This is a genomic window from Corynebacterium sp. MSK150, assembly GCF_030229215.1.
Taxonomy (GTDB): Bacteria; Actinomycetota; Actinomycetes; order Mycobacteriales; family Mycobacteriaceae; genus Corynebacterium.
The window spans coordinates 89,528-113,493 of record NZ_JASPHM010000001.1; the positions used below are offsets into that span (position 1 = coordinate 89,528).

General features: G+C 60.9%; 22 protein-coding genes. 13 read left to right on the forward strand and 9 right to left on the reverse strand.

From position 1 onward, the window contains the following. Window positions 1-5 precede the first annotated feature (5 nt). The 10 genes from murG (at window position 6) to QP941_RS00470 (ending at window position 8,945) form a co-directional block, all read left to right on the forward strand. The gene (gene murG / locus QP941_RS00425; RefSeq protein WP_284867622.1) at window positions 6-1,106 is read left to right on the forward strand and encodes an undecaprenyldiphospho-muramoylpentapeptide beta-N-acetylglucosaminyltransferase; all 1,101 of its coding nucleotides are present in this window, start codon (window positions 6-8) and stop codon (window positions 1,104-1,106) included. After that, window positions 1,107-2,570 carry a UDP-N-acetylmuramate--L-alanine ligase gene (gene murC / locus QP941_RS00430; protein WP_284867623.1) on the forward strand — a complete coding sequence of 488 codons (1,464 nt, stop codon included), beginning with the start codon at window positions 1,107-1,109 and terminating at the stop codon, window positions 2,568-2,570. Then, window positions 2,570-3,241, forward strand: coding sequence for a cell division protein FtsQ/DivIB (locus QP941_RS00435; protein WP_284867624.1), 672 nt, complete (start codon window positions 2,570-2,572; stop codon window positions 3,239-3,241). The genes murC and QP941_RS00435 overlap by 1 nt, the downstream gene beginning before the upstream one ends. Window positions 3,242-3,553: 312 nt before the next feature. Next, window positions 3,554-4,864 (forward strand): cell division protein FtsZ, encoded by a 1,311-nt coding sequence (gene ftsZ / locus QP941_RS00440; protein ID WP_284867625.1) that lies wholly within the window; start codon window positions 3,554-3,556, stop codon window positions 4,862-4,864. Window positions 4,865-4,888: 24 nt separating this feature from the next. After that, complete coding sequence (gene pgeF, locus QP941_RS00445; protein ID WP_284867626.1) at window positions 4,889-5,620, forward strand: peptidoglycan editing factor PgeF; 732 nt, start codon at window positions 4,889-4,891, stop codon at window positions 5,618-5,620. After that, window positions 5,620-6,318 carry a YggS family pyridoxal phosphate-dependent enzyme gene (locus tag QP941_RS00450; protein ID WP_284867627.1) on the forward strand — a complete coding sequence of 233 codons (699 nt, stop codon included), beginning with the start codon at window positions 5,620-5,622 and terminating at the stop codon, window positions 6,316-6,318. Before pgeF ends, QP941_RS00450 begins: the two co-directional genes overlap by 1 nt. A gap of 104 nt (window positions 6,319-6,422) precedes the next feature. After that, window positions 6,423-6,875 (forward strand): cell division protein SepF, encoded by a 453-nt coding sequence (locus QP941_RS00455; RefSeq protein WP_005328906.1) that lies wholly within the window; start codon window positions 6,423-6,425, stop codon window positions 6,873-6,875. 76 nt (window positions 6,876-6,951) lie between these two features. Further along, window positions 6,952-7,245 carry a YggT family protein gene (locus QP941_RS00460; RefSeq protein WP_150850916.1) on the forward strand — a complete coding sequence of 98 codons (294 nt, stop codon included), beginning with the start codon at window positions 6,952-6,954 and terminating at the stop codon, window positions 7,243-7,245. A gap of 203 nt (window positions 7,246-7,448) precedes the next feature. Further along, window positions 7,449-8,624 (forward strand): DivIVA domain-containing protein, encoded by a 1,176-nt coding sequence (locus QP941_RS00465; protein ID WP_239278942.1) that lies wholly within the window; start codon window positions 7,449-7,451, stop codon window positions 8,622-8,624. Between the two features lie 99 nt (window positions 8,625-8,723). Next, on the forward strand, window positions 8,724-8,945 hold the full coding sequence (locus QP941_RS00470) for a zinc-binding dehydrogenase (RefSeq protein WP_284867628.1): 222 nt from the start codon (window positions 8,724-8,726) through the stop codon (window positions 8,943-8,945). A 75-nt stretch (window positions 8,946-9,020) separates the two neighbouring features. Here QP941_RS00470 and QP941_RS00475 read toward each other — a convergent pair whose 3' ends face one another. Continuing rightward, window positions 9,021-10,022, reverse strand: coding sequence for an HNH endonuclease signature motif containing protein (locus QP941_RS00475; RefSeq protein WP_284867629.1), 1,002 nt, complete (start codon window positions 10,020-10,022; stop codon window positions 9,021-9,023). A 288-nt stretch (window positions 10,023-10,310) separates the two neighbouring features. Between QP941_RS00475 and ileS the strand changes: the two genes are divergently transcribed. Beyond that, window positions 10,311-13,481: an isoleucine--tRNA ligase gene (gene ileS, locus QP941_RS00480; RefSeq protein ID WP_284867630.1), complete on the forward strand. Its 3,171-nt coding sequence runs from the start codon at window positions 10,311-10,313 to the stop codon at window positions 13,479-13,481. 71 nt (window positions 13,482-13,552) lie between these two features. Here the strand turns inward: ileS and QP941_RS00485 are convergent, their stop codons facing one another. From QP941_RS00485 to QP941_RS00510, 6 genes are all read right to left on the reverse strand, one after another. Beyond that, on the reverse strand, window positions 13,553-14,785 hold the full coding sequence (locus QP941_RS00485) for an MFS transporter (protein ID WP_239278940.1): 1,233 nt from the start codon (window positions 14,783-14,785) through the stop codon (window positions 13,553-13,555). Then, the gene (locus tag QP941_RS00490) at window positions 14,782-15,426 is read right to left on the reverse strand and encodes a GntR family transcriptional regulator (RefSeq protein WP_239278939.1); all 645 of its coding nucleotides are present in this window, start codon (window positions 15,424-15,426) and stop codon (window positions 14,782-14,784) included. The genes QP941_RS00485 and QP941_RS00490 overlap by 4 nt, the downstream gene beginning before the upstream one ends. Window positions 15,427-15,491: 65 nt before the next feature. Further along, window positions 15,492-16,115 carry a metallophosphoesterase gene (locus tag QP941_RS00495; RefSeq protein WP_284867631.1) on the reverse strand — a complete coding sequence of 208 codons (624 nt, stop codon included), beginning with the start codon at window positions 16,113-16,115 and terminating at the stop codon, window positions 15,492-15,494. After that, a complete protein-coding gene (locus tag QP941_RS00500) occupies window positions 16,105-17,769 on the reverse strand; it encodes an ABC transporter permease (RefSeq protein WP_284765774.1) in 1,665 nt (554 codons plus the stop codon). Before QP941_RS00500 ends, QP941_RS00495 begins: the two co-directional genes overlap by 11 nt. 3 nt (window positions 17,770-17,772) lie before the next feature. Continuing rightward, on the reverse strand, window positions 17,773-18,834 hold the full coding sequence (locus QP941_RS00505; RefSeq protein ID WP_150851776.1) for an ABC transporter substrate-binding protein: 1,062 nt from the start codon (window positions 18,832-18,834) through the stop codon (window positions 17,773-17,775). Window positions 18,835-18,843: 9 nt separating this feature from the next. After that, window positions 18,844-19,824: an ABC transporter ATP-binding protein gene (locus tag QP941_RS00510; protein ID WP_204608385.1), complete on the reverse strand. Its 981-nt coding sequence runs from the start codon at window positions 19,822-19,824 to the stop codon at window positions 18,844-18,846. Window positions 19,825-19,982: 158 nt separating this feature from the next. Here QP941_RS00510 and QP941_RS00515 point away from each other — a divergent pair, with 158 nt between their 5' ends. Next, complete coding sequence (locus QP941_RS00515) at window positions 19,983-21,371, forward strand: DNA polymerase IV (protein WP_284867632.1); 1,389 nt, start codon at window positions 19,983-19,985, stop codon at window positions 21,369-21,371. Here QP941_RS00515 and QP941_RS00520 read toward each other — a convergent pair. Continuing rightward, window positions 21,368-22,261 carry an asparaginase gene (locus QP941_RS00520; protein ID WP_284867633.1) on the reverse strand — a complete coding sequence of 298 codons (894 nt, stop codon included), beginning with the start codon at window positions 22,259-22,261 and terminating at the stop codon, window positions 21,368-21,370. The genes QP941_RS00515 and QP941_RS00520 overlap by 4 nt on opposite strands. A 108-nt stretch (window positions 22,262-22,369) precedes the next feature. On the opposite strand from QP941_RS00520, the gene QP941_RS00525 reads away from it, so the two are divergent. Next, the gene (locus QP941_RS00525) at window positions 22,370-23,020 is read left to right on the forward strand and encodes a WKL family lipoprotein (protein WP_225746737.1); all 651 of its coding nucleotides are present in this window, start codon (window positions 22,370-22,372) and stop codon (window positions 23,018-23,020) included. Here QP941_RS00525 and QP941_RS00530 read toward each other — a convergent pair whose 3' ends face one another. After that, entirely contained in the window at window positions 23,021-23,962 is a 942-nt protein-coding gene (locus QP941_RS00530; RefSeq protein WP_284867634.1) for a hypothetical protein, read from the reverse strand. Window positions 23,963-23,966: the final 4 nt, after the last annotated feature.

The following is a 23,966-nucleotide window of genomic DNA, read 5'->3' on the forward strand; positions in this document are numbered from 1 at the left end:
AGGCTATGAATTCCACGCCTATTTCCGTCGTCATCGCAGGTGGCGGCACCGCCGGACACATTGAACCCGCCCTCGCCGTGGGGGAAGCTTTGCGCGAGCGCCACGGCGCACGTATCACCGCTCTCGGTACCGAAAAGGGCCTCGAGCGCGATATCATTCCCGCCCGCGGCGTGGACCTTAGCCTGATTACCCCCGTGCCAATCCCGCGCAAGGTCAACGCACAGCTCTTCAAGCTACCGTTCAACCTCTCCCGCGCGGTGGGGGAGGCCAAGCAGGTACTCAAGGATGTCGAGGCGGATGTCGTCTTTGGCACCGGCGGCTACGTGGCCGGGCCGGCTTATATCGCTGCGCGATCCCTCGGCATCCCCTTTTATGTTCTCGAGACCAATGCTTTGGCTGGCATGGCCAATAAGCTTGGCGTGAAGATGGGCGGCATTGGACTCAACGCCCACCCGGATTCTGGCATGCCGGGCGAGGTCGTTGGCATTCCCGTACGCCCGAGCCTGGCAGACGACCCGAATGGCAACCTGGCCGCAGACGCGCGCACCAAGTGGAACCTGGCCGAGCTTCCCACCATTCTCATCACCGGCGGGTCCCAAGGTGCGGCCAGCATCAACCGCGCCGTTGCTGGAGCGGTGGAGGACCTGGCACAGGACTTCCAGCTCCTGCACGCCTATGGCAAGAAGAATGACCCGCCCGCGGAACACCCGAACTACGCCGCACTGCCGTATATCGAGGACATGGGCTCCGCCCTTGCGGTAGCTGACCTCGTCGTGTGCCGCTCCGGCGCGATGACCGTTGCCGAAGTATCCGCCGCAGGCCTGCCGGCCATTTACGTTCCGCTGCCGCACGGCAATGGCGAACAGGCGCTCAATTCCCGCGAAGTGGTCGAGGCAGGCGCCGCCATCCAGATTCCGGACGCGGAGCTGACCCCAGAGCGACTCATCTCCGAGGTACGCGGCATTCTCGATGACCCGCAACGCCTCGAGTCGATGACGCACGCCGCCGCCCATGCCAGCGCCGGAGACGTGGCAAATTCCATCGCAGACCGCATCGCCGCCCGCGTATCCGAGGCCGAAGACGCCGCTGGAAGGAAGGATAAGTAAATGACCGATCCCGCACACTACGATCTGCGCCGCGTCCATCTCATCGGCATTGGTGGTTCTGGCATGTCGGGGCTCGCGCGAATCCTCGCTGCTCGCGGCGGAGTGGTCACAGGTTCCGATGTCAAAGACTCCACCCCGGTTGAGGTGCTGCGCACCATGGGCGCCAAGGTCGCCATCGGCCATGCCGCGGAAAACCTGCGACTGTCTGGCGAACTGCCCACCGTCGTCGTTACTTCTTTCGCCGCCATTCCCCAAGACAATCCGGAGCTAGTAGCCGCAAAGGATAACGATATCCCGGTAATTCGCCGCTCCGATCTGCTTGCCGCGTTGATGGAGGGCCACAAGCAGGTGCTGCTGGCTGGCACCCATGGCAAAACCTCCACCACGTCGATGACCGTGAGCGCGATGCAACACGCGGGTCTCGATCCTTCCTTCGCCATCGGCGGCCAGCTCAATCGCGCGGGCACCAATGCCCACGGTGGCACCGGAGAGGCATTCGTTGCCGAGGCCGATGAATCTGATGCCTCGCTGCTGCGCTATAGCCCGGACGTCGCGGTGCTCACGACTATCGAGCCTGATCACCTCGACTTCTTCCACAGCGAGGAAGCCTATTTCCAAGTCTTCGATGACTTTGCTGACTTGGTCACCCCGGAGACCGGCTACCTCGTTGTCTGCGCCGAAGACGAGCACGCTGCCCGCGCTGGCGAGCGGGCGCTGGAGCGCGGCATCAACGTCGTGGCCTACGGCTCGCCGGAGAAGTCTTTTACCTCTACCGTGCCACTGGCCGCCGAGCTGGTCCGCGAAGAGACCACCGCGGAAGGCATGGACACCACGGTCAAAGTCAACCTTCCTGGCGTTTCTGAAACCGTGCGCTACGAGCTGCAGATCCCAGGCCACCACATGGTGCTCAATTCCATGGGCGCTTTGGTCGCTGGCGTGCTCTCCGGCGGCACCCCGGCCGCTATCGCCGAGGGATTGGCTGATTTTGGCGGTGTGCGCCGGCGCTTTGAGTACCGGGGGAGCGTCGACAAGCAGGGCAAACCCGTGCGCGTCTTTGATGATTATGCCCACCATCCCACCGAGGTTGCGGCGGTGCTGCGGGCCGCGCGCGCCAAGGTTGAGGCGGAAGGCCACGGCGGGCGCGTCATTGCCTGCTTCCAGCCGCACCTGTACTCGCGCACCATGGAATTCGACGCCGAGTTTGCCCAGGCACTCTCGCTTGCCGACGCCGCCGTGGTACTCGACATCTACGGCGCTCGCGAACAGCCCGTGGAGGGAATTACCTCTCGCATCATTACCGATAAGATGCCCGCTGATATGCAGGTCATCTTCGAGCCGGATTTTTCCGCCGCTGCCCGCGACGTCGTGTCGGTGGTGGAGCCGGGCGATGTGGTGCTGACCATTGGTGCTGGCTCGGTAACCATGGTGGCAGCAGAAATCCTCGATGAATTGCGGGCAAGCTAGTGCGTGTATCCGCAAAGCTCATCGCTGGGGTCATCGCCGCAATTGTCGCTGTGGCCCTCATAGCGGCCGCCGTGATGTGGACAGTTCCAGTCCTGAAGGTACGCAATTTTCAGGTGGAAGGTGTCCACCAGCTTGATCCCGCACAGGTGGAGGAGGCCTCTGGGGTTCCCAAGGGCGAAAATTTGCTACGCGTTAACGCGCGTGAGGCAGCTTCCGGTGTTGCTGGATTGGACTGGGTCGATTCGGCGACAGTCTCCCGCGATTTCCCTTCGACCTTGACCATCAACGTGTCCGAGCACAAGGCCGTGGCGTTTGTAAAGCGCGATAATAAGCCCTTCCTGATCGATGATAAGGGCGAGGAATTTACCTCCGCTGAGCCTCCCGCGGGCGCGGTTGAGGTGACGGGCTCCGTCGATAGCGGCTCGCCGCAAATCCAGGATGCCGTGCGAGCGATTGCAGCGCTTTCCGACGACGTCCGTAACCAAGTAGCAAAGCTGGAAGTGGCGGGCGAATATTCGCTGACTTTTACCACCAAAGATGACCGGCGCATCTTCTGGGGTGCCAGCGATTCTAACGATGAGGACAAGGCGCATGCTTTTGCCACAGTGTTGAAGATGGAAGGCCGCGAGTGGAATATTTCCAACCCTGAGTTGGTCACCACCCGCGGATAGGGCGACGGGTGCCCCCGCAGGTGCCTTTATCGCTCTTGTGGGCCCGTGCAGCACCGCTTAGGCGTGTGCGCTGCACGGGCTCTTTTTAGTGCCTGAACCGTGGGGCGGATGATGCGGGTGTGACTTATAAAACCGCAGGTGAGCAACCCTAAAGTGGAACTTGAGGGTCTCGACACGCGGAAAATGTGCGTGAAAATTACACCGCTGTCGTTAAAGATGGAAAGGAACGCGATTCGCCTTCGGCGGAGCGCATTACATTCCTCGTTTAATGCACGTGCAGACTTAAAGTAGCGAAAGGTGAGACCTACTCACATGATCTCTTCCAATAACAATCTCGCGGATATCAAGGTCGTCGGCGTCGGCGGCGGCGGCGTCAACGCCGTCAACCGCATGATCGAAGAAGGCCTCAAGGGTGTTCAGTTCGTCGCCATCAACACCGACTCCCAGGCCCTCATTTTCTCCGATGCAGACACCAAGCTCGACATTGGCCGTGAGGCCACCCGTGGCCTCGGCGCCGGCGCTAACCCTGAGGTAGGAAAGACCTCCGCAGAAGACCACAAGTCCGAAATTGAAGACGCCCTCGAGGGCTCCGACATGGTCTTCGTGACTGCCGGCGAGGGTGGCGGCACCGGCACCGGTGCTGCTCCGGTCGTGGCGTCTATCGCGAAGAAAATGGGTGCGCTGACCGTCGGTGTTGTCACCCGCCCGTTCAAGTTCGAAGGCGCTCGCCGTACCCGCCAGGCCATGGCCGGCATTGAGGAGCTGCGCGAGGTCTGCGATACCCTCATCGTCATCCCGAATGACCGCCTGATGCAGCTCGGTGGGGAAGAGCTCTCCATCGTTGAGGCTTTCCGTGCTGCCGATGAGGTGCTGCACAATGGTGTGCAGGGTATTACCAACCTGATCACCATCCCGGGCATGATCAACGTCGACTTTGCGGACGTCCGCTCCGTTATGTCTGACGCTGGCTCCGCGCTGATGGGCATCGGTTCCGCCCGCGGTGATAACCGCGCCATGACCGCTGCTGAGCAAGCCATTAACTCCCCGCTGTTGGAATCCACGATGGAAGGCGCCAAGGGTGTGCTGCTGTCCATCGCCGGCGGCTCCGATCTTGGCCTGCACGAAGTAAACGCCGCTGCCTCCATGGTGGAAGAGCGTGCTGACGAAGACGTCAACCTCATCTTCGGTACCATCATCGATGACACCCTGGGCGATGAAATCCGCATCACCATCATCGCCACCGGCTTCGATGCCGAGGCCAATATGACCCAGGCTGCAGCGCAGCAGCAGGAACAGCGCAAGCCGGGTTCCCTTTTTGACAATCGCCAGCGTGAGACCGCAGAGCCGGTCACCCCGGCACCGGCGCAGCCTGCTGCCGCTCAGCCGGTACAGGATGACTACTCCCCGCGCCACTCCTACGAGCCGCGCGCCGGCCAGGAGCGAGAGCGCTACACCCCGCAGCGTCCTGCGGAGGAGCGTCGCCCAGAATCTAGCGGTCTGTTTACCAACTCTGACCGTTTCTCCCGCGAGGAGCGCCGCGATGACTACCGTTTGTCCCGCCCGTCCCAGCGTCGTGACGATGACGGTGACGACGATCTGGACGTGCCTTCCTTCATGCGCTAAGCGCAAAGCGCTACGCTGGTGTGCATGCCAGTAAACGAGGAACATCGCACCACCCGCCCCGTCCGCATGGTTTTTACTAGCCGTGCTGGCGGGGCGTCTGCTATTCCATACGATTCCTTTAACTTGGGGCACCACGTCGGCGATGACCCCGCCGCGGTTGCCGCTAACCGCGAGCGCCTGAAGCGCGTGACCGGTCTGGACGACATCGTGTGGATGGAACAGCTTCACACCAATACCGTCACCGTCGTCGATGGTCCACAGGACGAGCCCGTGCCAGCCACAGACGCAATTGTCACCACCCAGCGCCGCTTGGGCTTGGGCGTCCTTGTTGCGGATTGCACGCCGGTACTGCTTGTCGACGTCGCCGCTGGCGTCATCGCCGCCGCCCACGCCGGCCGCCTTGGCGCCCGCAACGGCATTGTGGTCAATACCGTGCGCGAAATGCAGAAGCTTGGCGCACAGCCCGAGCGCATTCAGGTGGTTATGGGGCCGGCTGCTTCGGGAAAGAACTATGAAGTGCCCGAGGAAATGGCCACTGACGTCGAGCGTCGCTTGCCCGGCTCCAAGACACGGACGTCGAAGGGCACGTGGGGCATCGATGTGCGCGCAGGGCTGATTCGCCAGCTTATGGGACTAGGTATCACCGCGATTGAATCCGACCCGCGCTGCACCATCGAAGACGAAGACTTCTTTTCCTATCGACGCGAAGGCGTCACCGGCCGCCAGGCTGGACTAATTTGGTTGGAGGCTAAGTAATGTCAGACCGAAAGGCACAGCTAGACCAAAACCTAGCGGCTACCCGTGCCGAGATTGAACGGCTAGCAGCGCAGTCAGGGCGAAAACCACCGCAGCTGTTGCCGGTGACGAAATTTCACCCAGCTGCGGATATTGCCCTGCTGGCAGATTTAGGGGTTACCGATGTCGCCGAAAACCGGGAACAAGAGGCCCGTGCCAAGGCCGCTGAGCTGCCGCAGCTGCGTTTCCACATGATTGGCCAAATCCAGACCAAGAAAGCCAACCATGTAGCCCGATGGGCGGCCAGCGTCCATTCGCTTGATTCCCTCAAGCTCGCCCACGCGCTGGAGCGGGGACTTTCCTTAGCCAAGGAACGAGGCGAGCGTGAAAGCAATTTGCCGGTATTTATCCAAGTCTCCGCCGACGGTGATGGTGCTCGCGGCGGTGTTTCTCCTGAGGCGCTCGATGAGCTCGTGCGTGCCGTAGAAGACGCGCAGCACCTAGAACTTGCGGGACTCATGGTCGTTCCGCCTCTCGACGCCGATGCAGGTGAGGTATTCCGGAAAGTCCGCGGAGAGGTAGATCGTCTATCGTCTGAGCTTAACCGACCGCTGAAAATGTCTGCTGGAATGAGCGCGGACATGGCCGAGGCAATTGTTGCGGGCAGCGATATCGTGCGTGTCGGAACCAGTATCATGGGACCGCGACCAGTAGGTTAAAAATATCGCAAAAACGCATTTCACAGCGTAAATCACATGAGTCACACCAGACACATTTTACGCGTTTAGACTTGTACAAATTTAGGTCAGAGGGAGACCCAAAAATGTCATTCATTGATAAGACGAAGGATTTCTTCGGGCTGGGCCCGGTGGACATCGAAGAGGACGATGCCTACTACAACGAGGAGCCGCGTTACTCCGAAAATAGCTCCTCGGCCTACGCGCCTCGCCGCGCCCCGCAGTCCTATGAGCCGGCCCCGGCGCAGGAGGAATTCGTTCCGACCATCGTGGCTATTTCGCTGACGTCTTTCAATGATGCAGCCAAGGTGGGCGAACCTTTCCGTGACGGTGATGCCGTTGTCTTCGAGCTGACTGACGCAGAAAAGGCCACCGCCAAGCGCTTCATCGACTTCGCTGCCGGCCTCTGCTTCGGCCTGGAGGGTCGTATGCTCAACCTCACCAAGGGTATGGACACCGAGCGCAAGGTCTTTTCCATCGTGCCTAAGTCTGCGGACATTGCAAAGCACGAGCTCGAGCGCGCCGCAGGCCTGCGCTAAAGCAGCAGGTCTCACTTAGCCCCCGTGGGGTGCCGGTTGGGCATCTGCGGGGGTTTATTCGATAGGCTCGGTTATTGTGACACAACTCGGAATTATTCTTATCCTGCTCGTGCGGATCTACACGTGGGTGCTTATCGCCCGCATCATTATTGAGATGATCCAGTCCTTCTCGCGGCAGTTCAACCCTCCACGCTGGTTCATGGTTGTAGCGGAGCCTCTGTTTGTAATTACGGATCCGCCGGTCAAGGCGTTGCGCCGCCTGATCCCGCCACTGCAAATGGGTGGCGTAGCGCTTGATGTATCGGTGCTTGTGCTGTTCGTCTTACTCTCGATACTCACAATGATTTTGCGGATAATTTTCCTGACTTAGCACCCCCGTCGCCTCGAAACCTGTGGTAAACGTTGAGACTCGGCGGGGCGTCGATTATTGTGGGCGTTTGGTTACGATAAATCGCGATAACCCGTATTATGAACCACATGTACCTTTGTGGGGAAGGTTTAGTTAGACCTGAACCGCACTCCTAAGGCCCTGGAAGCTCCGGGGTTGTACCAACCTGAAGGGGAAGAGAAGACATGCCACTGTCACCAGCTGATGTTCACAACGTCGCGTTCAGCAAGCCGCCAATTGGCAAGCGCGGCTACAACGAAGACGAGGTGGATCAGTTCCTCGACCTCGTAGAGGACGCCCTTGCCCAGCTGCAGGATGAGAACGAAGACCTGCAGGCGCAGGTTAGCGATCTGAACTCCCAGGCCAAGGCGGGTGCTGGCGCCGGTGCTGCTGGTACCGCAACTGCGGCTTCCACCCGTACCGATGAGGCTGCGCTGCGCAAGGAGATTGAGGCCAAGCTGCGCGCCGAGTACGAAACCAAGCTGGCGGACTCCAAGTCCGAGGTTTCCCGTGCCAAGGAAGAAACCAAGAAGGCACAGGAGCAGGTTAAGGCTGCTCAGGCTGAGGCTTCTAAGGCGCAGGCGTCTGGCTCCGCTGCTGCTTCCTCTTCTGCAGACCTGAAGGCAGCCCGCGAGGAGGCTGCTCAGGCGAAGAAGGATGCAGAGGCAGCCCGCGCGGAGGCAGCACAGGCTAAGAAGGAACTCGAGGCCTCCAAGAAGGAAAACGACGAGCTGAAGAAGTCCGCTTCTGCAGCTGGTTCTTCCAAGGCTGGTGCAGCGGCTGCGGGTATCGCAGGCGCTGGTGCTGCTCAGACCGCCGATGGCCTGGCTACCCCAGAAACCCACATGCAGGCTGCCCGCGTTCTGGGTCTGGCACAGGAGATGGCAGATCGCCTGACCTCTGAGGCTCGTGCGGAGTCCGAGTCCATGCTGTCCGAGGCACGCACTGCCGCCGAGAAGCAGCTGACCGATGCTGATTCTCGCTCCAAGGCGCAGCTTGCCGACGCCCAGAAGAAGTACGACGCCCAGCTGCAGGATGCAGATTCCCGCTCCAAGAAGCTGGTATCTGACGCTGAGGCTAAGGCAAAGCAGACCGAGTCCGATGCTTCTTCCCGTGCCGAAGCACAAATCCGTCAGGCCGAGGAGAAGGCTGCTTCGCTGCAGGCCGATGCCGAGCGCAAGCACACCGAGGTTATGAACACCGTCAAGCAGCAGCAGACCGCACTGGAGGCTCGCATCTCCGAGCTGCGCACCTTCGAGCGTGAGTACCGCACCCGCCTGAAGACCCTGCTGGAGTCTCAGCTGGAAGAGCTGGCTACCCGCGGCACCGCCGCACCGAACGGCGAGGCTGGCAACAACTAAGCCACCCCGTTCTTCTTAGCGCCCCCGCCACCGCGGCGGGGGCGCTATTGTTGTTTTAGACCGTCGTGTTTTAGCCCGCTCCTACCGAAAGGAACCATTGTGCTCGTTGCCGCTTTAGTTCTCGCCCTCGTGGCATTCGTGGCCTTGGTCAACTTCGTTATCTCGGGAGCCGATTGGTCGTTGTATATCGTTTTTGCCGCTGCTGGACTCGGACTTGTGTGTTTCATCCTGGACTGGGCGCATAAGCATCGCGCTGACAAAGCCCAGGCAACTGAATCCCCCGAGGAGGAGGCTGTGCGCGCAGCCTTTCGCGAGGACTAACGCCGCGAGACCCCAAGCTTTCGGTTGCAGGCATGCCAATAAGGCGCACGAGGCGCCTTATTCCGCGGTCGGGTTCTAGCAGTCGGGCGGTTGCCACCGAATCTGCCCGTTGGTCCGGGCAAGTCGCCCGCGCAGCGGAGGGGCGTTGGGATCGTCATCGTTGGCGCCATTGTGGTACGCGCAAGCTGTGGATAAGTTTGCGATATTGGTCAATCCACCGTGCAACCACGGCTCCAGATGGTGAATTTGGCATTCATCGGCAGGCTTAGCGCACCGCGGCCATGGGCATACCGGATTTTCCGCGCCCGCCATCAACCGCTGCTTGGCATTGGCGAAGCGCTCCGTGCGGTACAGGTTTACCGCACCTTCATAGGGGCTTACTAGGGTAATGAGCCCATGTTCCTTCAAGGTGCGGCGCACATACTGCGTACCCGTAAGCGTCGCTCCGTTGGTCATCTGCAAAGTGATTTCTTCACCATCACCGTTGACGATGCGTACGTAATCTTCCAGCCGCACGATGACATTGGTTACCACCGTGCTTCGTTGCGCCGTATCTCCTCCGAAAAACGTATCTTCCACTACATCTAACGGCTTCCTATCCTGGTTTTCCACCGCCGCGTGGAGATCCGCAATTAACGAAGACGAGCCGTCGATCGCTAGCGTCCACGGCGCATCCTTGCGTCTGATGATGCGTACACCAGGCTTCACCTTGCGCTTTTTCTTCGGGACCTTGGATTGGGCCAGCTTTTCCAGTGCCGCTGCTGTGGCCTTGGTGGTGCACAGTTGTTCGCGGAGTACCCAGGCGTCGAAAAGCGTGGGCATCTTGCGTGCATACTTTTCAATGATGGATAGAGCAACAATGGAATGCCCGTTGTGCTGAGCACCTTCGATAGCACGACGACGCTTCCTCGTGAACTTGGTCGTGCCGCAGTACGCCTCTTTTAGCAATGCCAACTCGCGGGCCGTCTTTTCAGCGGCACCTCGCGCGCAGAGGTCCTCCTCGGACATGCCTGCGCACCCGAGGACGATGTCCATCCCGGGTGCCATGGCTGCGAGGTAGGTATCTAGCGCGTTCACGACTCACAATTTATTTCCCCGCGCAAGCCCCCACAAGGGAAAATTTTTAGCCTGTGGATAACTTCTTGTGCACGAAGATTCTGGGGCGCTATACTGTGGCCTACACGCAGTGATCCGGCCATCACCGGGGAGCAATTCAGAAGAACAGCCAGTGTGGCCCAGTAGAACTGAACGGGTGGGACCGTCAACTCCTTCACCGAAACGAAGCGGAGCCTGCGGGCTCAAGCAGGGTGGTACCGCGAGCCTTATTGGCGCGTCCCTGCACCGTGTTAAGAGTGAAGGATAATTATGGCGAAAAAGATTTACCCCAAGGTCGACATGACGGGCGGCTCCAGCCGCTTCCCAGATATGGAAGAGGAAGTCCAGAAGTACTGGAAGCAGGATGATACCTTCCAGGCTTCGCTAGAAAAGACCAAGGACTGCCCAGAGTACATCTTCTATGATGGTCCTCCATTTGCCAATGGTTTGCCGCACTATGGCCACCTGTTGACCGGTTATGTGAAGGATATCGTCCCGCGCTACCGCACGATGGCTGGCAATTTCGTTCCTCGCGTCTTCGGCTGGGATACCCATGGCTTGCCCGCCGAGCTGGAGGCGGAAAAGCAGCTGGGTATCACTGAAAAGGCGCAGATCGAGGACATGGGCTTGGAAAAGTTCAATGAATACTGCGCTAAATCCGTGCTGGAGTACACCGACGAGTGGGAAGAGTACGTCAACCGCCAGGCACGCTGGGTGGACTTTGAAAACGGCTACAAGACCATGGATATCAACTACATGGAATCGGTCATGTGGGCGTTCAAGGAGCTTTATGACAAGGGCCTCATCTACAAGGGCTTCCGAGTTCTTCCGTACTCCTGGGCGGAGCACACTTCTTTGTCCAACCAGGAGACCCGCCTGGATGATTCTTATAAGATGCGCCAGGATCCGACCCTGACGGTTACCTTCCCCGTGAAGGGCGCGCGCGAGGGAAGCGCGGCAGAAAAGACGTTGGCGGAGCACCCTGCGCTTGCCGACGCCTCCTTCCTCGCCTGGACCACCACCCCCTGGACCTTGCCTTCGAACGAGGCTCTGGCGGTTCACCCCGAGGTTTCTTACGTGCTCTTTAAAGCTACGGAGGGTGATTTCGCTGGCCGTACCTTCATCATGGCGGAAAACCTGCTGTCCACCTTGGAGAAGGAACTGGGTGAGGCCGAGGTACTGGAGTCCTTTACCGGCGCGCAACTCGAGGGCTTTACCTATGAGCCTATCTTCGGCTTCTTCCCGGATCTGCGCAATGCCTACCAGGTCTTGATCGCTGATTACGTCACCACAGAGGACGGCACCGGTGTGGTACACCAGGCTCCTGCGTTTGGTGAAGACGATATGAATACCACCAACCAGTACGACATCGAGCTGGTTATCCCGGTGGATGAGGATGGCAAGTTCACCTCGCAGGTTCCGCCTTATGAGGGCCAGCTGGTCTTCGATGCGAATAAGGACATCATCAAGGACCTGAAGTCTGCTGGGCGAGTGGTGCGCCACGTAACCATCGAGCACTCTTATCCGCACTCATGGCGCTCGGGCGAGCCACTTATCTACATGGCACTGCCGGCCTGGTTTGTGAAGGTAACCGAGTTCCGCGATCGCATGGTGGAGCTTAACCACAAGGAGATTGAGTGGCTGCCGGAGCATATCCGGGATGGCCAGTTTGGCAAGTGGCTCGAGGGTGCACGCGATTGGAATATCTCTCGTACCCGCTACTGGGGTGCGCCTATCCCGGTGTGGATGTCTGATGATGACAATTACCCGCGCATGGATGTCTACGGCTCCTTGGATGAGCTGGAGCGCGATTTCGGAGTTCGTCCGGAGTCGCTGCACCGTCCGCACATCGACGAGTTGGTGCGCCCGAACCCGGATGATCCGACTGGTAAGTCGATGATGCGCCGCGTGCCAGACGTGCTGGATTGCTGGTTTGAGTCCGGCTCGATGCCGTTTGCGCAAAAGCACTACCCATTCGAGAATAAGGAATGGTTTGAAACCCATTCGCCGTCCGACTTCATTGTGGAGTACTCCGGTCAGACGCGTGGTTGGTTCTATGTGATGCACGCACTGTCCACCGCGCTTTTTGATCGCCCGGCGTATAAGAAGGTCGTGGCCCATGGCATCGTGCTGGGCAACGATGGCCTTAAGATGTCTAAGTCCAAGGGCAACTATCCAAACGTCAACGAGGTCTTTGATCGCGATGGTTCGGATGCCATGCGCTGGTTCCTGATGTCTTCGCCTATCCTGCGCGGAGGCAACCTCATCGTGACCGAGCAGGGCATTCGCGAGGGCGTGCGCCAGGCTATCCTGCCTATCTGGAATGCCTATACCTTCCTGCAGCTCTACGCAGAAAAGGAAGCAACGTTCGACACCAGCTCCACGCATGTTCTGGACCGCTATATCTTGGCCAAGACCCACGATGTGGTGGCCAATGTCAACGCGGCGCTTGCCGATACCGATATCGCCACGGCAACCGAAGAGGTGCGCCTGTTTGCCGACGTCCTGACCAACTGGTACGTCCGTCGCTCACGCGATCGTTTCTGGGAGGGCGAGGACGCCCATCCTGAGGCGTTTAATACCTTGTACACCGTGCTGGAGACCGTGACTCGCGTGGTGGCACCGCTGCTACCGCACGTGGCGGAGGTAATCTACCGCGGGCTTACCGGTGAGCGTTCGGTGCACCTGGCAGACTACCCGCAGGCCGCGGATTACCCGTCTGATGCAGGTCTCGTCTCTGCGATGGATGCGACTCGCGCGGTGGCCTCGGCAGCGTCTTCGGTGCGCAAGTCCAATAAGCTGCGCAACCGCTTGCCGCTGCCGAAGCTGACGGTGGCCCTCGATGGGGCGCAGCGCCTGGCGGACTTTGCCGATATCATCCGCGACGAGGTCAATGTCAAGGAAGTAGAGCTTACTGACGACGTCGATTCGGTAGGTACCTTCCAGGTGGTCTGCAACGCGAAGGTCGCCGGCCCGCGCTTGGGCAAGGACGTGCAGCGCGCCATCAAGAACCTCAAGGCTGGCAACTATGAGCGCCGCGGGGAAGAGGTTGTAGTGGACGGCGATATTGTGCTTGGCCCGGATGAGTACACCGAGCGCCTGCAGGCAGCGAATCCGAAGTCGACCGCGCGTATCGAAGGCCTTGACGGCCTGGTAGTACTCGATACCGAGGTGACCGAAGAACTCGAGGCCGAAGGTTGGGCGGCGGACGTTATCCGCGGCCTTCAGGATGCCCGCAAGGCTTCTGGGTTCGAGGTCTCGGACCGCATCGCGGCCGTACTCTCTGTTCCCGAGGAGAAGAAGGCCTGGGCGGAGCGTCACGCCGACCACATCGCCGGTGAAGTGCTCGCCACCGATTTCCAGGTGACCACCGAGGCGCTCGATGGTGCGGATGTGCACGAGGTGGTGAAGGGGGTTAGCGCTACTGTCGTTAAGCAGTAGCGCGTACGTTGCCACCTAAAAAATAATTGCCCAGCCAGTGCGGCTGGGCAATTTTTTATGAGTGATAGGACTTAACGGACCGGGCCGGGCAGGTGAGAGCGCCAACCAAGGACCACGTTAACGAGGCAGCACAGTGCGAGCACGGCGCCAATGAGGAATAGGGTGGTAAAGCCGAGCAGCGGCGCGAGTGCGCTGAAGGCCATGGGGATAAAGAAGCCGGTATAGGAGACTGAGTAGTAGACGGCGGTGAGGCCGGCGAGTTCTTCAGCACGGGCGATGCGCTGGACTTCGGAGAGACCGGCGACAAGGGCGAGGCCGTAGCCTGCGCCCATGACCGCTGCGCCGGCGATTCCGAGCGGCAGGGAGCGAGTATGGGAGGCAACCGCGCCGAGGATGGTGCCCACAGTGATAACGCCCATGGCAACTGCGGAAGCGCGGGCGGAGCGGCTGGTATCGATGACCTTGCCGAGCATCTGGATGCCAACGCCGCAGCCCAAGGTGATAACGGTCATGAGGCCCGAGAAAGCGATGGGGGCATCGCCGGCGGACTTGGACAAAAGCTGGGGCAGGAGGGCATAGGCGGCGCCAGCGCAGCCGAAGACCCACGGTGCGACCGGCAGGACAATGCGCACGAAGCGGCGGTGCGCTGCGGAGGGAATGTGCAGCATGCGCAGCATGTCGCGGATGCTCAAGTCAAGGAAGGTGTCCTTTACCGTAGCGCCCCGCGGTGGGCGGGTTTCCGGGGTCTTCATCAGCCAGATAGCGGTGGCGACGGTGAGGAGGATGTGCAGGATATACGCCAAGTGGGTCGGCCACGGACCCCATTGGGCCAGCACCGATGCGAGGCCGGCACCGATGAGGAAGCCTAAGGTCAGGCACAGGGAGGCGTGGCGTGGGCCGGCAGCAGGATCACCGCCAGCGCGGGTAATGAGCTCTGCCACCCACGTGGAGCCGACCGCCATGACGATGCCCAATGCCAAGCCACACATGATGCGGCCCACGGCGATGACGAGCGGCTCGTTCGGCGCGATGGATAAGAGGAAAGAACCCAACAGTGACAGCGGTGCGGCAGGCAGCATAGTGGGGCGGCGGCCAATGTAGTCCGAAAGCGGGCCAGAAATGAGCAACGCCGGAACGATGCCGAGCACATAGGCGGCCAAGAGACCATTGACGGTAACCTGCGAGAAGTGCGACTCCTCGCGGTACATCACTAGGAGAGGGGTGAACTCATTGCCGCCCCACGCGACAGCGACCATGCTGCCAGCGACGGGAAACCATGAGTGTTTGGCAAACTTTTCGGTCATAGTTGATTCCTCGAGTTGGTTAGGTGGGTGTCCAATGCGGAAAGGTAGGCGTCGAGGTCGCCGGTGCGGAGGGCATCGGCAAGCGTGCGGTGCTGATCTACGAAGGTGCGGGCGCGGGCTACGTTGCGGCCAATGGCCGTGGCGGTAAAACGCTGCTGGCGTTCGCGCAGCTGGTGTCCCAGCCCGGCCAGCAGGGTATTGGCACCGCCATCCATGATGATCTGGTGGAAACGCGCATCAAGATGTGTATAGGTATGCAGGTCCGCGCTATCCAACGCAGTATCTTGCTCCGCGATGGTCGCATCTAGCTGATCAGCGATGTCCGCGCGCTCGGCATCAGACATTGCGCAGATCTTTTCAGCGCAGTGCCTATCTACAAGCAAGCGTGCCTCATAGACCTCGCGGATTTCTTGCGGGCTGATCGGCACGATGAGCGCACCCCGCCTGGGGTAGAGCTGTAGAAAGCCTTCGACCTCTAGGCGCAGGAAAGCCTCGTGCATTGGGGTGCGGCTAATTCCCATTTCGGTAGCCAGGGAGGCCTCGGAAAGCATCTGCGAGGGCTCGAAGGAGCCGTCAATGATCTTCTCTTTGACGAAGTCATAGGCGCGCTCCGCGGCGGGCTGCATTCGTTCATTGGACATGCATCCATCTTGCATACAAGCTTGCATGCAAGCAAGAATATGAGGGGGATTTGTGGGGAACGGATCTAGCTAGGCAAACGTGTGACGTGGCACGTATCGGGGTCGAAGAGTAAGCCGTGGCCCATGCCGACCCAGCCGATGAAGGGGGCGTCGGCAAGCGTGTGCGGGGTGTGGACGTGCCCGAGGATCCAGGCATCGGCCTCGCAGGCCTGTAGCTCAGCCACGGACAGCGGCAGGCAGGTGCCTTTAGAAAACTCACCGGTGACGGAAGAGTGTAGGAGGCCGAGGAGGGGCCCGTCGCAGCGGCGGGGAGGAAGCTGGAGGCGGCGCGGGTCCGGATCGGTGGCCACCGCTGCGGTTAGAACCGTGGTGTTTCCTATATGAAAGGTATGCACCTGCGTGCCGTGGACCGTGACCTCGGGCGGGAAGTCCAGGTTGTGGTGGGTATCGTGGTTGCCAGAAATGAAGTGGACCTCGCCGAACAGTGTGGAAGCGTGGGCCATTACGGCGCGGGCCTGGGGCACGAATTCGGACGCCTCAGCGTTGCGGTCGATGATATCGCCCAAGCACACGCACGCCGTGGCTCCACTATTGGCGGCAACTTCGAGTTCTTGCAGGGCCCAGTCCAGCCCAGGGGCGCCCGGGCGGCCTAGGTGCAGATCGGCAAAGACAAAAATGCTAGCGGGCATGTGCGGCCTTCCGGTTTTGCCACCAGGTGATAGCTACCAAGACAACGGTGGAGGTTCCGACGCCGATGAGCGTCATAGCCATGGCCTCGGCACGGTGGCCTTGATCGAATTGGTTCATGATCCACGGAGCCAAGAGGTTGACTTGGCTCGGGCGAATGAGTGAGGACATGACCAGCTCGCGGATGCCTACGAAGAAGGCGAGGAGCCAGCCAGCGAAGATGCCAGGGGCAAGCAGGGGCAGGGTGATGCGCCCAAAGGTATGCAGAGTGGAGGAGCCGGAAATTGCAGCGGCCTCGTAGACGGTAGGGGAGACGGACTCTGCTGAAGCCTTGATGTTTTGGATGGCCATGGGCAAAAAGAGCACGGTGAAGGCCATAACTAGCATGCCCATAGTGCCGTAGGGCGACCATGGCAGCCAGGGAGAGTTCCACAGCAAAATAAATCCAATGGCCAGGACAATTCCGGGAACGGTGTCGGGGGCGATGGCCAAGAAATCGCTGAATTTTGCGGCAATGGTGCTTTGGCGGCGGGTGAGCACCGTGACGAGGACGCCGAGAGCAACCGCGGTGGTCGCGCCAAGGGCGCCTAGTCCGATGGAGCGAACAAGTGCCTCTTGAGCGGTGGGCATCTGCAAAACGATGGAAAAGTAATCGAAGGTCAGGTTATTAGGCGTAGGCGGGGCCGAGCGCAGAATGGTCATCGCGGCCAAGGTGATGGAAAGGTAGGGGATGACCACCGCGGCCATGAAGATTGTTGCGGTCACCACAGCGCCGAAGATGGTGCCGACCGAGCCGAGGCGGATACGTACGGGGCGGCTTACTCGGCCACCGCCGGAGAGGTCGCGGCGTGAAATCCATTGTTGGAAAGCCCAGGCGGCCACGCCGATGGCAAAGAGCACCGACGAGGAGGCAGCGGCGCTGGAAAAATCGAGGGGGTCGATGGTGACGTCTTCATAGATGGAGGAGACGAGCACCTTGTAGCCAATGGCGTTGCCAAGCGTGACTGGGGTGCCAAACTCGCCGGCGGCCTTAATGAAGATAATCAGCGCGCCGAGGGAAAAGGGGCCGATTATGTTCGGAGCGATGATGCGCACGGCTTGTTGCCAGCGGCTCGCGCCGGCTATCTGTGCCATCTCCAGCGTGGACGCCGGAATGGAATTCAGGCAGGTGCGCAGGATGAGGTACAAGAATGGAAAGAGCTCCGCGGCCATGATGAAGGCCATTCCCCACACCGAGTAGATGGCATCGTGGGCGAGCTTGCCGGCGCCGTGGCCGAGCAGCATCTCGGCCACACCACCGCGGCGGGTGAAATCCATCCACGCCATCGCTGCCGCAAAGGGTGGGGTCATAAACGGGATCATGATGACGATCTCGATCCAATTGGCCCTGCTAAACCGCGTCCACGAACGGAGGAAGGCGAGCGGCGCGGCCATGAGCGTGGCAAAAGCCACGACCAGCACGGAGAGCAGGACGGTATTGCCAAGGATGTGCAGCATGCCCGGTTGGACAATGCTGCCTAGGGCTGAGGGCTCATCGTGGTAGCCCACGGCCGCGTTGACCAGCACGGAGGCTAGCGGCGCGGCGACGAGGGCGAGCAAGATGAGAAGGACCCCGTAGATCCCAAGGCGACGTTGGGGAGTGGTGGTGGAGCTCATTGGTTACTTCAGGTAGCGCTTGGCAAAGGTTTCCTTGATGTCCTTGGACTGAGAAACCAGGCCATCGAGGTCATCGTTGAGGGTCTTAATCTCATCCAGCTTCGGGCCATTCTTTGGAGCGATGTCCTTATTGGCCGGGATCATGTTCTTGGAGGCCGAGATCTCCTGTGCCTCATCGGAGAACATGAAGTCCACGAATGCCTCTGCGGCTTCCTTGTTATCGGAGGACTTGAGGATCATGACTGGGCGCGGGGTAACCGTGGTGCCGGAGGTTGGGATAGCAACCTCGAGCGGCTCGCCCTTCTTCTGCGCGGAGTATGCGGAGTAGTCAACGCCGCCGAGGACAATGCCGCGCGAGCCGGAGGTGACCTGGTCCAGCGCTGGGCCATTGGCGCCTTGGACGATCATGCCGTTGTCAAAGAGCTTGTCAAAGAGATCCCAGGTCTTCTCCTCGCCCCATTGGTCCACCATGGCCGCGATGAGGTCGGCAGCGGTACCGGATTCGCGCGGGTCCGGCATGATGATTTGGTCCTTGTACTTTTCATCGGTGAGATCTTCCCAGTCCTTCGGGGCCTCGTCGACGACGTTGGTGTTGGTTACCAGCGCTAGGGCCGAACCATCGCGGCCGGTAAACGCCCCGCTTTCCGACGCCCACTTGGACTCAATCTTGTCCGCTCCCTCCGGCGTGTACTTTTCAAGGGCGCCGGACTTTTCCTGCTTGCTAGCTGCCGCCCAGGAGGCGAGGTAGACCACGTCAGCCTGCGGGTTGGCTTCCTCGGCCTTGAGCTTGGCGGTGATCTTGCCGGTGGTATCGGCAAAGACGTTGACGTGGACGTCGGTCTTTTCTTCGAAGGCCTCCACGAGGGCGTCGGTAAGCCCCTGCGGGTTAGCCGAGTAGTAATCCACCTCGCCGGACAGGCCTTCAGGTGCCTGCCACTTTTCGGCAGAAGAGGTGGACTGGTCGGTGGCGGTATCGGCGCTGTCCTCGACGGATCCGCAACCGGTCAAGGCGAGCGCACCAGCAGCAGTGGTGGCGATGGTGGCGGTGAACTTCTTGGTAAACATGTGTGGCTCCTATGCAGAAAGAGAAGATGGATAGTTGAGGTAGACGGTCTCGCCGCGAGTGAAGCGATGCGGTGAATACGTCACCCAGGGTTCCTCCGCCCCGGGGACGTCGCAGCGCAACTCGTAGCGCCCACCGATGTAGTGAGCGCCAAGAACCTGCGCCTCGACCCGGCGCGGGGAGGCGCCGGTGTCCTCCTCCGCAGTGGTGACGGTGAGATTTTCTGGACGTACGCTGGGCAGCCGTGGGTGGCGGTTCATGGTGCCTACAAAGCCAGCGATGAAATCGGTGGCCGGCTGTTCATAAAGGGTGACCGGATCCGCGAATTGTTCGATGTGGCCTTGATTCATAACCACGACGCGATCCGACATGGCAAGTGCCTCGGCTTGGTCGTGCGTGACGTAGATGACCGTCAGCCCCAGCTCCTGTGCCAGCTGGGTGAGCTCGGCGCGGATTTGCACGCGCAGCGCGGCGTCGAGGGCGGACAGTGGCTCATCCATGAGCAGGAGGTCCGGATTCGAAACCAACGCACGGGCGATGGCGACGCGTTGCTGTTGGCCGCCGGAGAGCTGGTTTGGCCGCGCCTTCGCTTTGCTGGTGATGCCCACCATGTCCATGCAGGCGCGCACCTTCTCGGACCGCTGGCCTGCCGCCACCTTATTGCCTGGGGTTGTCAGCGGAAACTCGATGTTCTTTTCCACCGTCATGTGCGGCCACAGTGCGAGGTCTTGGAAGACCATAGACAGCCGGCGCTTGTTGACGGCCACATTGGTCCGCGGACCATAAACCTCTCTCTCACCAATGGCAATGGTGCCCGCATCAGGAGTTTCCAACCCGGCGATGCAGCGCAACAGGGTGGACTTACCGCAGCCGGAGGGGCCCAGAATAGAGATGAATTCACCGCGGTTGATGCTTAGATCGGTCTCGTGGAGGCCCGTATTATCGGCGAATTCGCGCTTAACGCCGCGCAAGATGACGTGGGGTGAGTTCATAATCAGCGAAATACTTTCTTCAAGAAATAACCTTGAAAAAGATAAGGTCGCAATATTGCATGTGGGTGACGTGAAGATGGAAAGAAATAAAAGCTTTAATTAACGGCACGCAAACACCCAGGAGTGCATGTGGAGGTGCGCCTATTAGACTGGGCCGCATGCAACGCTGGGTTTTACATATCGACATGGACGCGTTTTTCGCCTCCGTCGAGCAGCTGACCCGGCCTACGCTGCAGGGGCGTCCCGTTTTGGTGGGAGGCACCAGTGGGCGCGGCGTGGTGGCCGGCGCCTCCTATGAGGCGCGCGAGTACGGCGCGCATTCGGCCATGCCGATGTATCGCGCGCAGCAGCTTGTTGGACTTCGCGCGGTGGTAGTGCAGCCGCGCCGGGCGGTGTATGCGGCGGCCTCGCGGCGCGTCTTCGGCATCATCGCGCAACACGTGGAGGTTATCGAGCAGCTTTCCATCGATGAGGCTTTTATGGAACCCGCCGCCCTCGAAGGAGCGACCGCGGAGGAGGTCAAGCGCTGGGCGAATGAGCTGCGCGCGCTCATTCGGGAGGAGACGGGGCTGCCGTGCTCCATTGGGGCGGGATCGGGCAAACAATTTGCCAAGATTGGATCGGGCGAAGCGAAGCCTGATGGCACCTTTGTTATTCCGGCGGAGCGCCAGCTAGATATGCTGCACCCCCTTGCGGTGAACAAGCTGTGGGGAGTCGGCCCGGTGACTGGTGCGAAGCTCAAGTCCATCGGCGTCGAGACCATTGGGCAGCTGGCGGCGATGACGCGCAAGGAAGTAGAGATTTCTATCGGCAGTGTGGTGGGGCTGCAGCTGTGGCAGCTGGCCCGCGGCATTGATGACCGCGAGGTGGCGCCGCGTGCTATCTCTAAGCAGATTTCTACCGAGCACACCTACCCGAAAGACCTGCAGACCGCCCCTGAGGTCGATGCAGCCATCACTCGCGCGGCGGAGGGCGCTCACCGCCGGCTGCTTAAGGATGGCCGCGGCGCGCGCACCGTAACGGTGAAGCTGCGCATGGCGGATTTTCATATCGAATCGCGTTCGACCACCTTGCCCTACGCGACTGACGACGCCGCCGTGCTCACCGCTGCCGCCTTCAAGCTTGCCCGCTACCCCGATGAGCTGGGGCCCATCCGCTTGGTGGGGGTGAGCTATTCCGGGCTAGAGGCCGCTCGCCAAGACGTGCTTTTTCCGGAGCTCGACCGCGAGATCGTGCGCCCTGCACCGGCAGATACGGACTATGAGACTGGGGTGAGCGACGACGCAACGCCGACCATTCCAGCGCCTACGGTGACGGTGGAAGAAGAAACCGATAACCAGTGGCACGCCACGCAGGATGTTTTCCACGCCGATTACGGACACGGCTGGATTCAAGGCGCCGGCCACGGGGTGGTGAGCGTGCGCTTTGAAACCCGCGCCACGGGTCCCGGGCGCACCAAATCCTTCGCGGCTAATGATCCCGCGCTCGTGCCAGCAGACCCGCTCGACTCACTGGATTGGCAGGACTGGCTGACCAGCGAGGACTAGCCCTCCTGAGCAAAAAGCTCTGCCGGATCGGTGCCGGTGGCTAGCGCCGCCGCGAGCAGGATTCGGGCTTGGCTCGGGCGGAACCATCCGGCGTTGATGGCGCCACGCTTCCCCAGGCTCGCGCCACCGCCGTCGCCACCGTAAGCCAGCGCCGTCGGGCCATAGGGTGTGCGGGTAGAAATGATGACGGGGAGGCCGGCGTGGAGGGCGTCGGCAAGCGCGCGGCCCATCTCCTCGCCCATATTGCCCGAGCCCATGGCCTCCACAATGAGGCCAGAGGTGGGGGAGTTTACGGCGGCGTCGACCAGCAGGCGCCCCGCTCCCGGATAGGCGGGGATGATCTCGATATGCTGCGGCGCCAGCGGGGCAGGATTCAAACGCGGGGTGGTGCCAGGAACGGGCAGCGACTCAAACCCGCGCAGGTCACTGGTGTGTCGCTTGCGCGCACCGCGCGCCGGGATGGTCTCCCCGCCAAAGCAGAGGAAAACCCCAGGGCGCCCGCTGGCCGCAAGCTCGCGGGCAGCGCGCAGATTGGTGGGGCCGTCGGCCGCGGGGTGATCGTAAGCGCGCTGCGCGCCCGTAAGCACGATGGGTTTTGCCCCTCCACAGAAAATCTCCAACGCCAACGCGGTTTCCTCCATGGAGTCGGTGCCATGGGTGATGATCACGCCACCGATGTCCTCGTGCGCGGTGTGCTCATTGACCACCGCAATGAGCTCATCGAGGTCCGCCAAAGTAATAGAGGAGGAGTCGAGCTGGCGAAACTCCACTACCTCGGCGTCGATTTCAGCGGCAAGGTCTGCGCCGGAGATGGTGGGAACCAGGGAACCATCGGCCACGGTGGTGCACGCGATCGTGCCGCCGGTGGCTATCAAAGCAAGTCGGGTCATGTACTCAAGGTTAAAGAAATCTCCGCCCACGCGGCGGGCGCAGCCCGGAAAAAGCTGGTGCAGCTGTAAACTGATGGGAGTTTAGAACCCAGACGTGAGGAGTTAGAAGTGAAATTCCGCAAGTTTAGCGCCGCGTGCCTCGCACTGACCGCGGCCACCGCCCTGGCCGCCTGCTCTTCCGATGACGAGCAGGACGATACCGCCGCCGCCAACACCGAGGCGCAGGAATCTGCCTCTTCTGACGGCGATTCCGCTGCCCCAGCGCTGCCGTCCCCGGCGGATCTCAACGCCATCTTGGCCAAGGCCACGGATCCGAACGCTTCTGAGCAGGAAAAGACCGCCACCGTGCAGGGCGGCGAGACCGCACCGGAAATCTTTGACACCATGGCACAGTCCAAGCAGGAATCCGGCGCCGAGTTCGAGGTCGTTGATCCTGTGCTTCCGGGCTATGACCCGCAGTCCGTGCTGACCACCGTGAACTTCACCACCGCTGACGGCCAGCAGCAGACCGCTGACCAGGTGGAATTCGTCTACGAAGACGGCACCTGGAAGCTTTCCAAAGCCTGGGCTTGCACGCTCATCCAAAACACCGTGCCGCCGGAGCAGGTTCCGGAGATGTGCGCGGATACCGGCGCCGGTGCCTCCGCACCTGCCCCGGCACCGGCCGAGGGCGACGCTGCCCCGGCTGAAGGCGACGCCCCCGCGGCCGGCGCCGAGCAGGCCCCAGCTGAGGCCCCAGTAGAAGCCCCGGCCGAGTAACTAGGAAAAGTTCAGCTCCGTCAGGCTCGACTGCACCACGTGCAGCTCCGAGCCGGCGGCGCCATAAATGACCTTCGTGTCGAAAGACACGTTACCGCCCACGGGCAGCGGCTTGCTCAGGTCTACCGTGATGTTGCCCTTGGACTGGGTGCTGGAGTCCACAACCTTGAGCTCCTTGTCCTCCAACTCCGTGCCCTGGGCCTGACCCTCAAAGGACAGTGCGCCTAGCGACGGCCGCTGCTCTACCTCCACGTTGAGCTTGACCTGGTCGCCTTCGATGGAAGCGACCGTATAGCGCGTGGTCTGCAGCAGGGTGGACTCGCCGGTAACGCGCGAATCCACCGTCCAGCTCGCTCCCTTGCCTACCTCCTCGGTGGGGAAAACCACGGGTAGGGCCGTCAGCTTCATAATCGCCTGTTCCACGGAGCCACGGGCTTCATCCGTGGCGTCTTGGGGTGCGGCCAAGCGCAGCGAATTCATCTGGCCATTGTCTTGGCCACGCCAGCCAAATTGGAATCCCTCGGCCGAGGAGACGTCGGTGTCGCCAGAAGTTTCCGGCGCACCGGCCGTGACAAAGGCATTGCGGGTGGCGGGCAGCTGATCTTCGACATCCTCGCTGGCCTTATCTACCTTGGCCGATAGCGGCAGGGTAGTGGTGGTGGATTCGACGTCGGAGGCCTGAAACTTCTCGGCCGCGGACTTTTTGAGCAGGTCCTGCGAAAAACCCTCGGTAACGCGGTAGTTCACGTCCTGCGTGGAGTCGATATCGCGGTATTCCAGGAGCTTTTTCTCCCCGGTGCCGGGATTGTCCACGGTGATGCGTGGGGCGTCGATAGTCAGGCCCACGGGCTGTTCTACCGCGGGTCCCGGCTTTTCATAGGAACACGCCGTAAGCGCTACGGCGGCTGTGGTCAGGGCTGCAAAAACTTTGACTCGAAACACGCTT